This window comes from Burkholderia contaminans (genome assembly GCF_029633825.1).
Lineage (GTDB): Bacteria > Pseudomonadota > Gammaproteobacteria > Burkholderiales > Burkholderiaceae > Burkholderia > Burkholderia contaminans.
Genome location: NZ_CP090640.1, coordinates 984738 through 998359, shown reverse-complemented (window position 1 = coordinate 998359; position 13622 = coordinate 984738). Strand labels below are relative to the sequence as shown.

12 protein-coding genes and 1 tRNA gene are annotated in these 13622 nt (G+C 66.9%); 7 read left to right on the top strand and 6 right to left on the bottom strand.

Features of this window, described 5'->3' with window-relative positions:
* Positions 1 to 51 precede the first annotated feature (51 nt).
* Both LXE91_RS04715 and LXE91_RS04710 read right to left on the bottom strand, forming a co-directional pair.
* Positions 52 to 1101 (bottom strand): DUF3592 domain-containing protein, encoded by a 1050-nt coding sequence (locus LXE91_RS04715; protein WP_039350168.1) that lies wholly within the window; start codon positions 1099 to 1101, stop codon positions 52 to 54.
* Positions 1102 to 1288: 187 nt separating this feature from the next.
* Positions 1289 to 1364, bottom strand: a tRNA-Lys gene (locus tag LXE91_RS04710).
* A 189-nt stretch (positions 1365 to 1553) separates the two neighbouring features.
* Between LXE91_RS04710 and LXE91_RS04705 the strand changes: the two genes are divergently transcribed.
* Together LXE91_RS04705 and LXE91_RS04700 are read left to right on the top strand one after the other, a co-directional pair.
* Positions 1554 to 1958 (top strand): PaaI family thioesterase, encoded by a 405-nt coding sequence (locus LXE91_RS04705; protein ID WP_006477449.1) that lies wholly within the window; start codon positions 1554 to 1556, stop codon positions 1956 to 1958.
* A gap of 8 nt (positions 1959 to 1966) precedes the next feature.
* Positions 1967 to 2833: a patatin-like phospholipase family protein gene (locus LXE91_RS04700; RefSeq protein ID WP_039353747.1), complete on the top strand. Its 867-nt coding sequence runs from the start codon at positions 1967 to 1969 to the stop codon at positions 2831 to 2833.
* Positions 2834 to 2882: 49 nt separating this feature from the next.
* On the opposite strand, the gene LXE91_RS04695 is transcribed toward LXE91_RS04700, so the two are convergent.
* Positions 2883 to 3896, bottom strand: coding sequence for a D-2-hydroxyacid dehydrogenase family protein (locus tag LXE91_RS04695; RefSeq protein ID WP_039353916.1), 1014 nt, complete (start codon positions 3894 to 3896; stop codon positions 2883 to 2885).
* A gap of 426 nt (positions 3897 to 4322) precedes the next feature.
* Between LXE91_RS04695 and LXE91_RS04690 the strand changes: the two genes are divergently transcribed.
* Positions 4323 to 5372, top strand: a complete 1050-nt coding sequence (locus tag LXE91_RS04690) for a LysR family transcriptional regulator (RefSeq protein WP_039353749.1) — start codon at positions 4323 to 4325, stop codon at positions 5370 to 5372.
* Positions 5373 to 5500: 128 nt separating this feature from the next.
* Here LXE91_RS04690 and LXE91_RS04685 read toward each other — a convergent pair whose 3' ends face one another.
* The 3 genes from LXE91_RS04685 to dprA form a co-directional block, all read right to left on the bottom strand.
* Positions 5501 to 8098 (bottom strand): DNA topoisomerase III, encoded by a 2598-nt coding sequence (locus LXE91_RS04685; RefSeq protein ID WP_039353751.1) that lies wholly within the window; start codon positions 8096 to 8098, stop codon positions 5501 to 5503.
* Between the two features lie 193 nt (positions 8099 to 8291).
* Positions 8292 to 8672 (bottom strand): thioredoxin family protein, encoded by a 381-nt coding sequence (locus LXE91_RS04680; protein WP_039353754.1) that lies wholly within the window; start codon positions 8670 to 8672, stop codon positions 8292 to 8294.
* A 36-nt stretch (positions 8673 to 8708) separates the two neighbouring features.
* Complete coding sequence (dprA, locus tag LXE91_RS04675) at positions 8709 to 10055, bottom strand: DNA-processing protein DprA (protein WP_039353756.1); 1347 nt, start codon at positions 10053 to 10055, stop codon at positions 8709 to 8711.
* Between the two features lie 185 nt (positions 10056 to 10240).
* Here dprA and def point away from each other — a divergent pair, with 185 nt between their 5' ends.
* The 4 genes from def to htpX all read left to right on the top strand — a co-directional run bounded on the left by def (position 10241) and on the right by htpX (position 13477).
* A complete protein-coding gene (gene def / locus LXE91_RS04670; protein WP_006477461.1) occupies positions 10241 to 10744 on the top strand; it encodes a peptide deformylase in 504 nt (167 codons plus the stop codon).
* Positions 10745 to 10778: 34 nt separating this feature from the next.
* Complete coding sequence (gene fmt, locus LXE91_RS04665; RefSeq protein WP_039353758.1) at positions 10779 to 11762, top strand: methionyl-tRNA formyltransferase; 984 nt, start codon at positions 10779 to 10781, stop codon at positions 11760 to 11762.
* Between the two features lie 120 nt (positions 11763 to 11882).
* Entirely contained in the window at positions 11883 to 12518 is a 636-nt protein-coding gene (locus LXE91_RS04660) for a LysE family translocator (RefSeq protein ID WP_039353762.1), read from the top strand.
* Positions 12519 to 12619: 101 nt separating this feature from the next.
* Positions 12620 to 13477 (top strand): zinc metalloprotease HtpX, encoded by an 858-nt coding sequence (gene htpX / locus LXE91_RS04655; protein WP_011353570.1) that lies wholly within the window; start codon positions 12620 to 12622, stop codon positions 13475 to 13477.
* The last annotated feature ends 145 nt before the right edge of the window (positions 13478 to 13622 follow it).

The following is a 13622-nucleotide window of genomic DNA, read 5'->3' as shown; positions in this document are numbered from 1 at the left end:
GCGCGCTGCGCCGGTTGTCGTGCCACGCGGTGCGCGGCCGGCGCGCGAGCGTCATGGCACGGTTTCGTGCGACCGATGGTCCGGCCACAGCGTCGCGGCGACGAACAGTCCGGCCGCGAGGAACGGCGCACCGATTGCGAGCAGGATGGCCGTGAGGCCCCAGCGATCCCAGAAGCGGTCGACGACCGCGCGCTCGGGTGTGACGGGGTCGTACAGCACGTTGACCGCTTCGCCTTCGCGCAGGCCCGGATGCGACGACGCCGCGCCCTGGGCGAACGTGATCTGGCGCCCGCTGTCGGTCGTGAACGCGACGATCGCCGAATACAGCGACGTGCGCGAGCGGGCCGACCGCGCATTTTTTGCGATCTCGACGACATGGCCGGTCGAGCGCGCGTAGTGGTGAGCGATCTGCCACTGACGCAGGCCGGCTGCACCGGCACCGGCAATGAAGCCCGTGCCGATCGTGATCGGAATCAGCACGATTGCGATATCCCAGCGGCGTCGCACCTGTTTGCGCCGGGCCCGGGTCGGCGGTGCATCGGATTGCATGCGATGGCGCTTGCCGGCGATCAGCAGGGCGCCGATCGCGAACGACGCGACGGCGAGCAGTGCCGACACCGCTGCCGGAAACCAGCGTTGCGCGAAATCGTCGATCAGCGCGGGGCGCTCGGGATGGACGGGATCGAGCAGGACGTCGACGTTCTCGCCGATGTCGTAGGCGGGGATGGTCGAGGCGGTATTGCCGGCGACCTCGCGGCGCTGGCCGTCGCTCGCAAGATACGCGACGATCGGCCGGTACGCGCGCATCGCGTCGCTGTCCTGCACGATACGGACGACCGTGCCCGGCGTGCGGACGAGGTGGCCGGTCGCCTGACCGGTCGTGACGGCGAGCACGCCTGCCAGTACGAGCAGCACGGCGCCGAGCGCCAGCGCGACGAGCGCGTCCTTACCCGGCATGACCGGATCCGGTTCGTGCGTCGCACTGTGGATGCCGGCGTGATCGTTGGAGCGGCGTGTCCCGATGGACTTGCCGATATCGGCGCAACCAGGCCCTCTGAATGGTCGCGTCTCGGTTACATGCTTCCATGTCTGACGTCCCATGTTCTCTCAGTGCCGGCGGGCAAACGGCAGTGCCTGCGCCGGTCGTGTGATATTTGTCGGACGATTCTAGCGGAAACGATGCGGAGCAGGCGTGCGGTGGCGTACTGCGACAGGGCGCGCGCCGCGTGTGCGACGGCGGAAAAGGAAAAAGCCCGGTTAGCTTTCGCTAACCGGGCTTCGGAATTCCTGGTGGGGCGTGAGTGACTCGAACACTCGACCTACGGATTAAGAGTCCGCTGCTCTACCAACTGAGCTAACGCCCCAACAGAAGAAAGATTATGCATGGGTATTTCGAGTCTTGCAAGCTCTTTCTGCAAATTTCCTCAAAATATTTCGCAACGACGGCGGCAGCTGTCGGCCCTTTGACGAGCGATCGCAGTTTCCGCGCTCCCGGTATGATGACGCCACACGTGTTGCGCGGCGGTCGCGCAACGCTTTCTGGGCTTTCGAAGATGGACGAAAACGCAGTCCGCGAATTGCTGGATCGCCTGCTGGCCCCCTGGGTCCGCTCGCTCGGTCTGGTCCCCGTGTCGATCGGCGACGACAGCGTCACGCTGCGCCTGCCGTTTTCCGGCGAATTCCGCCATTCGGGCGGCATCATCTGTGGCCAGGTGTTCACGGCGGCCGCCGACACCGCGATGGTGGTCGCGATCTCGGCCGCGCTCGGCGAGTTCCGGCCGATGACCACCGTATCGCTGAACACGAACTTCATGCGGCCCGTGCGCAAGGGCGACGTGCTCGTCACCGCGCGCGTGCTGCGGATGGGCCGCAACCTCGTGTTCGGCGAAGTCGAGCTGTTCGACGAGGACGGCAAGATGGCCGTCCACGCGACGTCGACCTACGCGCTCGTCAGTTGAGCGGCGCGATGTTCGACCAGATCGTCTTTGCGGGCGGCGGCAATCGCTGCTGGTGGCAGGCTGGCTTCTGGGACATCGCCCAGCCGGCGCTCGGCCTGCGCCCGCGCGTGATCACCGGCATCTCGGCCGGCGCGGCGACCGCATGCATGCTGTATACGCGCGATGCCGCCTGGGTGATGCGCTATTACGAAGAGGCGCTGCGCCACAACCGGAAGAACGCGTACTGGGGCAACCTGTTCGGGCGCGAGCCCGTGTTTCCGCATTACCGGATTTACCGCCAGGCGCTGCTCGACATCTACGGCGAGCCGTTCGCGCAGCTTGCCGCGGCACCAGAGATCCGCATCGGCGTGTCGCACGTGCCGCGCTGGCTCGGCGCGCGCAGCGCAGTGGCCGCCGGCCTCGTCGCGTACAACATCGAAAAGTACGTGCGCAAGACGCTGCACCCGACGCTCGGGCGCACGCTCGGCTTTCGGCCGGAATTCGTGCGCGCGCAGGCCTGCGCGAGCGTCGACGAGCTCGCCGACCTGATCCTGCAGTCGTCCTGCACGCCGCCGTTCACGCCGGTGCTGCGCCGCGGCGGCCGGCCCGTGCTGGACGGCGGGATGGTCGACAACGTGCCGGTCGACGCGCTCGACCCCGCGCCCGGCGACGTGCTGGTGCTCGTCACGCGGCTGTACCCGCGCCCGCAGATGTTCACGGTCGCGCATGGCGAGCAGCGGCGGCTGTACGTGCAGCCGTCGAGCAAGGTGCCGATTTCGAGTTGGGATTACACGAGCCCGTCGCAGATGCGGCATGCGTACGACCTCGGGCGGCGCGACGGCGAGCATTTCCTCACGCGCGTCGGCGCGATGACGGGCGGCCGCGTGGCCGCCTGAAGACGGGAAGCAGGATGCAGGGCCGCGCGGCAGGCGCGGCCCGCGGCGCTCAGCGCACGCGGCGCGGCGTCAGTGCTTCCGGATTGACGACGCTCGACATGTCGCCCTGGTCGAACGCCAGGATGTTCCGGAATGCCGCGCTGAAGTAGAGCTCGTAGCTTTCGCGCTCGACGTAGCCGATGTGCGGCGTGCAGATCACGTTTTCCATCCGCAGCAGGCTGTAGCCCTGCAGGATCGGCTCGCTCTCGAACACGTCGATCGCGACCATTCCCGGACGGTTGTGCGACAGCGCGTTGACCAGTGCATTTTCCTCGAGCAGTTCGGCGCGGCTCGTGTTGACGAGCAGCGACGTCGGCTTCATCCGCATCAGGTCTTCCTGCTTCACGATCCCGCGCGTGTCGTCATGCAAGCGCAGGTGCAGCGACAGCACGTCGCTCTGCTCGAACAGCGCCTCGCGGCTTTCGGCGGCCGTATAGCCGTCGGCGCGCGCGGCCTCGAGCGAATGCTCGCGGCCCCAGATCAGCACGTTCATCCCGAACGCCTTGCCGTAGCCGGCGACGAGCCGGCCGATCTTGCCGTAGCCCCAGATGCCGAGCGTCTGGCCGCGCAGCACCTGGCCGAGGCCGAAGTTCGGCGGCATCGCCGACGTCTTCAGGCCCGACTGTTGCCATGCGCCCTGCTTCAGGTTCGCGACGTATTGCGGAATGCGGCGCTGGGCGGCCATCACGAGCGCCCAGGTCAGTTCGGCGGGGGCAATCGGCGAGCCTGTGCCTTCGAGCACCGCGATGCCGCGGTCGGTACACGCGTCGAGATCGATGTGGCTCGAAATGCGGCCGGTCTGGCTGATCATGCGCAGGTTCGGCAGCTTGGCGAGCAGTTGCGACGAAATCGGGGTCCGTTCGCGAATCAGCACGAGTGCCTCGACTTCCGCCAGACGGCTGGCGAGTTGTCCCAATCCGCGCACCGTATTGTTGAAGACCTTCACGTCGTGGTCGGCAAGCATCTCGAAGCAGTTCAGCTTGCGGACGGCGTCCTGGTAGTCGTCGAGGATGGCAATTTTCATGGTGAGCGGGTGTCGCGCGTTGAAAGCGGCGGTGGCGGCGGCGCACGTTGCGCACCCGTCCCGCCCGGCCGGGGCCGACATGATGCTACGTCGGCCGCCTTCATGGTGTCTTTTTAACAGGTTGTTACGCTCCGCGGCAATTGGCGGCAGCCTGACCCGGCGCCGCTCGCGCGGCGGGCGGAAGGGTGCGCTGTTGTGTCGCATCAAATACGTCCTTCCTGATTCGGCCGCTTACTCGACGAGGTTCACCCAATTGTTGCTCCAATCAGAATAATTGGATCAACTATCCGCGGGAGCCGAGGATTTTTGACTATTTTTATCGCCAAGAGGGGCCTTGTTGAGCAACTCTGCATCATTTCCGCTGTCGTAGGAGAATTACGCATTTGCTTCATCTTTTTGAAGTTGTAACAGCGGCAGGAGTCGTTTATGGATCATTTGCAGTCGATGCGCGTGTTCGTCAAGGTTGCAGATCTCGGCAGTTTTGCGCGGGCCGCGAGTGCAATGGATATCTCCAACGCGGTCGCGACGCGTCACGTCGCCGATCTGGAAGGCCGGCTCGGCACGCGTTTGCTGAACCGCACTACGCGCAGTCTTTCCCTGACGGAGTCAGGCCAGGTCTATCTGGAGCGGGCTCGCCAGATCCTCGATGAGCTCGAGGACGTCGAGCAGATGGTCGTCGCCCGCAATCACGAGCCGGTCGGAACGTTGCGCATCGTTGCGCCTGTCGTGTTCGGCCTGCACAACCTTGCGCCCGTGTTGCAGTCGTACACGGAGAATTTCCCGAAAGTGGTGCCCGATCTCACGCTGGTCGACCGGCAGGTTGATCTCGTCGAGGAAGGCTTCGACGTCGGCATCGTCGTCACGCGCCAGATGCGTAGCGCGAGCATCGTCACGCGGCGCCTGACCACCGGCTGCATGACCGTGTGTGCGACGCCGAGCTACCTGGAGAAGCACGGCGTGCCGACCCATCCGGAGCATCTCGCCGAGCACCCGAGCCTGAGCCTGCCGACCGAATACTGGGGTGACGAGCGTGTGTTCACGGGGCCGGACGGCGAAGTGCGCGTGCGCCCGACCAACGTGATCGTTGCGAACAACACCGCGATGCTGCGCCAGTTCGCGCTGCTCGGGATGGGTGTCGCGATCCTGCCGAGCTACCTGATCGGCGGCGATATCGCGCGCGGCGCGCTCGTGCGGCTGCTGCCGGATTTCCGGCTGCCGCAGGTCGAGATCAACATCGCTTACCCGAGCCGGCGCCATCTGCCCGCGAAGGTGCGCACGTTCATCGACCACCTCGTCGAGCATTTCAGCCACTCGACCGACGCGACGATGGGCGAGCAGTGGGCCGCGCAGAGTTCGGTGCTCGCGCCGATCGGTGTCGAGACGCGTGCCGAGCAGCCGGAGTCGGCCGACCCGAACCTGTCGCCGCGCCTGCCGCGTTCGCCGCGCACGCGCGTCGCGGCGCCGTCGCCGCTGTAACGGCGCGATGGCCGGGCGGCGCTTGTCGCCGGCACAAAGAAAAACGCGGATCGAGCAATCGATCCGCGTTTTTTATGGCTACCTGCCGGCGTTCGGCATGGCCGGGAGAACCCCGGCCCGTCAGGCCGTCACGAGCCAGTCTTGCGCGCCGTCGTCTTGCGTGCGGCGGTTTTGCGAGCCGGTGCCGGTTTCTCCTCGGCGCCTTCCGTCACGGTTTCGGCGTCCTTCGTCGCCGATTTTGCCGTCTTCTTCGCGGCAGCGGCCTTCGGCTCCTTCTTCTCGAACTCGAAGCCGATCTTGCCGTCCGGCTGCTTCACGAGGAAGGCCTTGAAGTTGCGGCCCGTGCGCGACGACTTGAAGTTCGGCAGCAGATCCGTACGGCCGTCGGCAAGCAGCTTGCCCATCTGCTCGCGCGTGATTTCCTGCTGCAGGATCACCTTGCCCGAGCGGAAGTCGCAGGTCTTCGGGTTGGCCACCGAGTGCTCGCACACGTAGCTCATCCCGTGCTCGAACACACGGCCCTTGCACTTCGGGCACGCGCCGACGGGCTCCTGTGCGGAGAAATCGGGCGCCTCGCCCTCCTCGCCGCCCGTGTCCTGACCGAAGTCGAACTCGAGCTTGTAGTTCTTCGTCTCGTCGTCGAAGGACAGCTTGAGGATCGCCGAGAACGGGCGGCCCATCTTGCTGCGGAAGCCGGACAGCGGGCCGATCGTCTTCTCGCGCAGCAGCTCCTCGACTTCCGCGATCTCGAACTGCCGGCTGCCCGGGATCTTCGAGATCGAGAACTCGCACTTCGTGCATGCGAAGCGGCGGTAGTTTTCCTTCACCTGGCCGCCGCAGTTCGGGCACGGCGTCTCGAGCGTCGCGTAATCGCCGGGGATCGTGTCCGAATCGTATTCCTTCGCGCGCTTCACGATCTGCTGCGTCATGCGGGCGATTTCCTGCATGAACGCTTCGCGCCCGAGGTTGCCGCGCTCCATCTGCGACAGCTTATATTCCCATTCGCCGGTGAGCTCGGGCGCGGTGAGTTCCTTCACGCCGAGCCCGCGCAGCAGTGTCATCAGCTGGAATGCCTTCGCGGTCGGGATCAGTTCGCGGCCTTCGCGCACGAGGTATTTCTCGCCGAGCAGGCCTTCGATGATCGCCGCGCGCGTGGCCGGCGTGCCGAGGCCCTTCGCGGCCATCGCCTCGCGCAGTTCGTCGTCCTCGACGAGCTTGCCCGCGCCTTCCATCGCGGACAGCAGCGTCGCTTCCGAGTAGCGTGCGGGCGGTTTCGTGACGAGCGCGACGGCGGCGATTTCGTCCGTCTTCACCTTCTCGTCCTTCTGCACCGGCACCAAGTTCGCATCCGCGCCTTCGGCGTCGCGGCCGTACACCTGCAGCCAGCCCGGCTCGACGAGCACCTTGCCTTCGGTCTTGAAGTGATGGCCGGCGACTTCGGTGATCCGCGTCGTGACGCGGAATTCGGCGGCCGGGAAGAACACGGCGAGGAAGCGCTTCACGACCATGTCGTACAGCTTCTGCTCCGGCTCGGACAGCGACTTCGGCGCCTGCAGCGTCGGGATGATTGCAAAGTGGTCGCTGATCTTCGAGTTGTCGAAGATCCGCTTGTTCGGCTTCACCCAGCCCTTGTCGAGCACCTGCTTCGCATGCGGCAGGTAGTTGTTGCTCTCCTTGAGCATCTCGAGCGTGGACTGGACCGTCGACAGGTAGTCTTCCGGCAGCGCGCGTGCATCGGTACGCGGGTAGGTCAGCACCTTGTGCTTTTCATACAGTGCCTGCGCGAGGCCGAGCGTGTTCTTCGCGGAGAAGCCGAAGCGGCTGTTCGCTTCGCGCTGCAGGCTCGTCAGGTCGAACAGCAGCGGCGACAGCTGCGTCGACGGCTTCGATTCCTCGGAGACCGTGCCGACCTGGTCGCGACACGCGGCGACGATCGTTTCGGCGGCCGGCAGGCTCCACAGGCGGGAGTCGCGCTTTTCCGGATCGAATTCGTCGCGCTTGAATTTCGGGTCGTACCACTTGCCTTCGTAGAAGCCGCCCGCGCACGCGAATTCGGCCTTCACTTCCCAGTAGTCGCGCGGGACAAAGCGGCGGATTTTCTCTTCGCGTTCGACGACGATCGACAACGTTGGCGTCTGAACGCGGCCAACTGTCGTCAGGAAGAAGCCGCCGCCCTTGCTGTTGAACGCGGTCATCGCGCGGGTGCCGTTGATCCCGACGAGCCAGTCGGCTTCCGAGCGGCAGCGTGCGGCGTCGGCGAGCGGCAGCATGTCCGCGTCGCTGCGCAGGTTCGCGAAGCCGTCGCGGATCGCCTGCGGGGTCATCGACTGCAGCCACAGGCGCTGGACCGGCTGTTTCGCCTTCGCGTGCTGCGCGATCAGGCGGAAAATCAGTTCGCCCTCGCGCCCCGCGTCACATGCGTTGATCAGACGGTCGACGTCCTTGCGCTTCAGCAGCTTGGTGAGCACCTTGAGGCGCGACTCGCTTTTTGCGATCGGGTTCAGGTCGAAATGCGGGGGGATGACGGGCAGATGCGCGAAGCTCCATTTCCCGCGCTTGACCTCGTACTCTTCCGGGGCGGCGATTTCCAGCAGGTGGCCGACAGCGGACGAAAGGACGAAATCGTCGCTTTCGTAATACTCGTCATGCTTGGTAAAGCCGCCCAAAGCGCGTGCGATGTCGTTCGCGACAGAAGGCTTTTCCGCAATGATCAGTGCTTTGGACATGACAGGTGTGTGTTGGTAGACCGGGTTCGCCGGTTGTGGGTCCCTTTTACGACCGCTTTATAGCACACGCCGCAGCGATGGCGGCTCAGCGCGTAAAAAGCGGCCCATCATAGAGGGGGGCCGCAACGGCGGCAAGCGCCCGGCGCGGCGGGGCGCGCAAACGCGCGCAAAACCACCGGGCCGGCTCGCGAATTCAGGCTTCGACGGCCAGGATATTGCGCAATTTCGGTGCGTGCGGCGCACCGGGTACCGCGCTCAGGTCGGACAGCATGCGCTCGACGATCGCCGCATGCGGCAGCACCGTGCCGAAGAAGCGGGCGGTGTGGGTATCTTCGATCAGGATCGTCGGGAAGTTCTCGACGTCGAGATCGTCGAGCTGGTCGGCATGCGTTTCGATGTCGATCCAGGCGAAGCAGGCGTCCGGATGTGCGTCGGCGAGCTGGTCGAAGGCCGTCCGGTAATCGCGGCACGTGCCGCACCACTCGGCGCACAGGCAGGCGACGAGCAACGTGCCGGGATCGGCGAGGCGCTCGGCGATCCGATCCGCATCGGTGTCGAGATTCAGCGCGGGCATGGGTTTCCTTGGGTATCGTCGGCGGCCGGGCCGCCCCTATGCGGGGGAATGTAGCACGCCGTGCATGGGCGGGGTGCGCGCCACGTCAAGCCGTGCGAAGCGTCCGCCGGGAAGGCTGGCGACGCGGCCGGCCAGTTCCAGCGCAAGCAGCGCACGGTGCAGCACGTCGTCAGACAGGCCGCTGTGCTCCGCGAGCCATTCGTAGGTGACAGGGCCGTATCCCAAGGCGGCGAGCACGGCCTGTTCGGACGGGGTGGCGGGCAGCGCTGGCGCCGGCAACGGAGCTTCGTTGCGGGCCGGCGCGGTGGCCGGAACGGCGTCGCCAGTCTGGATAACCGCGGCGGCGGCACGCCGAGCGGCGGCTTCGTCTTCGCGGGGGCCACCGGTATCCGTGCACGGATGCCCGGAACACGCCGCACCGCCCGCCGTGCCGGCTTTCGCTTCGCCCAGCCCGTATTCCTCGAGTACATCGAGCGGCGCCGCCGTGAGTTTCGCGCCGTCGCGGATCAATGCGTGGCAGCCCTGCGCGAGCGGCGCGTGGATCGAGCCCGGCATCGCGAATACGTCGCGCCCCAGTTCGTTCGCGAGCCGCGCGGTGATCAGCGAGCCGGAGCGCGGCGCGGCCTCGACGACGAGCGCGCCGACCGCGAGCGCGGCGATCAGCCGGTTGCGTTGCGGGAAGTGGGCGGCGCGGGCCGGCGTGCCGAGCGGCCATTCCGACACGATCGCGCCGTGCGCGGCGATCTCGTGGGCGAGTGCACGGTGCCGCGCCGGATAGACGAGATCGGCGCCGGTCGCGATCACCGCGACCGTGCCCGACCGGCCGTCGAGCCCGCCACGATGTGCGGCGGCATCGATCCCGAGCGCGAGGCCCGACACGATCGGCAGCCCGGCGTCGGACAGCTCGCGTGCGAAGTGCGTTGCGTCGGCGAGCCCCTGCGGCGTGGCGTGACGACTGCCGACCACGGCGAGACTGCGCGCGTGCAGTAGGTCGAGCCGGCCCTTTACATATAGCAGCAGCGGCGGATCGTGCAGGTCGCGCAGCCGCGGCGGATAGGCCGGATCGTTGAGCGTGACAAGCGCGTTGCCCGGCGCGTCGAGCCACGCGAGCGCGGCGTCGGTGCGCGCGTCGAGATCGCCGCGCTCGCTTGCGCGCACGGCCAGGGCCGCGGCGGCGCTGGTTACGGCGGCGATGGCGTGGTCGGACGCACGCAGCAGCGCGTCCGGCGAGCCGAACGCATCGAGCAGTGCCTGCAGCGCCGCGGGGGCGAGCCCGGGCGCATGCGCGAGCTGCAGCCACGCGCGCACGGCGGAGGTGGTCAGCGCGTGCGGCGACATGAGGCGCCCCTCGAATGCGGTGGCCAGCGGACCGCGTGGCGCCATGATAAAATTTTCATCATCCGAAATACTCGACAGGGCCGCGCGCGCAGGCGCCCGGCCGATTGCAGGAGGCATGATCCGCGGCATTGATTCGCCGCGCGTCCGCCTCATCTTCATTGCATCCCGGCGGCAGCGCCAGCCGGCCGGATGGCCGATGCGGCACGCCGCTCCACCGAATACCGAACGCCATGGCTTTACTCAATATTCTTCATTACCCCGACAAGCGGCTGCACAAGGTCGCGAAGCCCGTCGACAAGGTCGACGACCGGATCCGCAAGCTCGTCGCCGACATGGCCGAGACCATGTATGCGGCGCCGGGCATCGGCCTTGCGGCCACGCAGGTCGACGTGCACGAGCGCGTGATCGTGATCGACGTCTCCGAGGAGAAGAACGAGCTGCGCGCGTTCATCAACCCCGAGATCGTGTGGTCGAGCGATGCAAAGCAGATCTATGAAGAGGGCTGCCTGTCGGTGCCCGGCATCTACGACGAAGTCGAGCGTCCCGACCATGTGCGCGTGCGTGCGCTCAACGAGCAGGGCGAGACTTTCGAGCTCGACTGCGAGGGCCTGCTGGCCGTGTGCGTCCAGCACGAGATGGATCACCTGATGGGGCGCGTATTCGTCGAATACCTGTCGCCGCTCAAGCAGACGCGCATCAAGACGAAGATGAAGAAACTCGAACGCGCGATGTAACGCGCGTTCGCCCAGCCCGACCCCGAACGCTGTCATGACCCATACGTTGCGCGTAGTTTTTGCCGGCACGCCGGAATTCGCCGCGGCTGCCCTCGCCGCGATCCACGAGGCCGGTTTCCCGGTGCCGCTCGTGCTCACCCAGCCCGATCGCCCTGCCGGGCGCGGAATGAAACTGCAGGCGAGCGCGGTGAAGCGCTACGCCGTCGAGCACGGGATGCCCGTCGCGCAACCGCCGTCGCTGCGCCGCGCGGGCAAGTACCCGGCCGAGGCGGCCGACGCGATCGAGCTGCTGCGCTCGACGCCGCATGACGTGATGGTGGTCGCCGCATACGGCCTGCTGCTGCCGCAGGAAGTGCTCGACATTCCGCGCGACGGCTGCATCAACATTCACGCGTCGCTGCTGCCGCGCTGGCGCGGCGCCGCGCCGATCCACCGCGCGATCGAGGCCGGCGACGCCGAGACGGGCGTCACGCTGATGCAGATGGACATCGGCCTCGACACCGGCGCGATGATCGAGGAAGCGCGCGTGACGATCGCGCCCGACGAGACGACCGCTACGCTGCACGACCGGCTCGCCGCCGAAGGCGCGCGACTGATCGTCGACGCGCTCGTGAAGCTCGAGCGCGACGGCGTGCTGCCGGCGACGCCGCAACCGGCCGACGGCGTGACCTATGCGGAAAAGATCGGCAAGCACGAAGCGGCGCTCGACTGGCGCAAGCCGGCCGACGTGCTTGCGCGCCAGGTGCGTGCGTTCGATCCGTTCCCGGGCGGCGTCGCGACGCTCGACGGCGCGGCGATCAAGCTGTGGGCAGCCGAGCCGGTGGCGGCGCGCGGCGACGCGGCGCCCGGCACGATCGTCGAAGCCGCGCCGGAAGGCGTGGTCGTCGCATGCGGCAGCGGTGCGCTGCGCGTCACGCAGTTGCAGAAGCCGGGCGGCAAGCGGCTGCCTGCGCGCGAATTCCTGGCCGGCTCGCCGCTCGCCGCGGGCCAGCGTTTCGCGCTGACCGACGTTGCCTGACGCGACCTGACCGTCATTCGACACGGCCTGCCGGGCGTGCGCAATCGGCCGGATGGCCGAGTCGCGCGGCGCGGCAGGCGCGCGTAGAATTTCCCTGCGCTCCCCGGTTTCGAGGTTTTCATGTTCGGCATCACCCATTTCGGCTTCTTCGTGCTGGCGGTCTTCCTGCTGAACGTCACGCCCGGCCCCGATACGGCCTATATCGTCGGCCGCAGCGTCGCGCAGGGCCGCGGCGCGGGGCTGATGTCGGCGCTCGGCATTTCGGCCGGCTGCTGCGTACACGCGCTCGCCTGCGCCTTCGGCCTGACCGCGCTGCTCGCGGCATCGGCTGCCGCATTCACGGTGATCAAGCTGGTCGGCGCCGCCTACCTGATCTACCTCGGCGTGCGGATGATCATCGCGAAGCAGGCAGCCGGGCCGTCCGGCACGGCGGCCACGCAAGCCGAAAAGCCGCTGCGCCAGCTGTTCATGCAGGGCTTCTGGACCAACGTGCTGAACCCGAAGGTCGTGCTGTTCTTCGTGTCGTTCTTCCCGCAGTTCGTGTCGGCCGACAGCCCGCACAAGGCATGGGCGTTCCTGACCCTCGGCGGCGTGTTCGTCGCGATGAGCACGGTGTGGACCAGTCTCGTCGCGTGGGTCGCGGGCAGTGTCACGGCGCGCTTCTCCGGCAAGCCGGGCGTCAGGAAATGGCTCGACCGCACGGTCGGCAGCGCTTTCGTCGGCCTCGGTCTTCGTCTTGCAACATCGCAACGGTGAGATTGAATTTTTCCGGCAAGACCTTATCTAACAAAACGCTTACAATTTTCCGTCGCGCCCTTTTGATGCGCGGCGGGTCCCCTGACGGATAAGGAGTGGGTATGTTCAATTGGGTCAAAACGGCGATGCTGATGGCCGCGATCACGGCCCTGTTCATCGTGATCGGCGGGATGATCGGCGGTTCGCGGGGCATGACGATCGCGCTGCTGTTCGCGCTCGGCATGAATTTCTTCTCTTACTGGTTCTCGGACAAGATGGTGCTGCGCATGTACAACGCGCAGGAAGTCGACGAGAACACGGCGCCGCAGTTCTACCGGATGGTGCGCGAGCTGGCCACGCGCGCGAACCTGCCGATGCCGCGCGTCTACCTGATCAACGAGGATGCGCCGAACGCGTTCGCGACGGGCCGCAACCCCGAGCACGCGGCGGTCGCCGCGACGACGGGCATCCTGCGCGTGCTGTCGGAGCGCGAGATGCGCGGCGTGATGGCGCACGAGCTCGCACACGTGAAGCACCGCGACATCCTGATCTCGACGATCACCGCGACGATGGCGGGCGCGATCTCGGCCATCGCGAACTTCGCGATGTTCTTCGGCGGGCGCGACGAGAATGGCCGGCCGGCCAACCCGATCGCGGGTATCGCGGTCGCGCTGCTCGCACCGATCGCAGGCGCGTTGATCCAGATGGCGATTTCGCGGGCACGCGAGTTCGAGGCCGACCGGGGCGGCGCGCAGATTTCCGGCGATCCGCAATCGCTCGCGACCGCGCTCGACAAGATCCATCGCTATGCGGCGGGCATCCCGTTCCAGGCGGCCGAGCAGCATCCGGCCACCGCGCAGATGATGATCATGAACCCGCTGCACGGCGGCGGCCTGCAGAACCTGTTCTCGACGCACCCGGCCACCGAGGAGCGCATCGCGCGCCTGATGGAGATGGCGCGTACCGGCCGCTTCGACTGAGCCACGGCACACCGTGCGGCAGTTGCCGCGCGGGGGCCGCCGCACCACCCCGCATGCCCCGCGCTGCGGGGTGTTTCATTTGCACGAGCCGTAAAGGGGCCAAAGGGCCTGCAGCATCGCACGCTACAATGCCCGGTTTGGGATC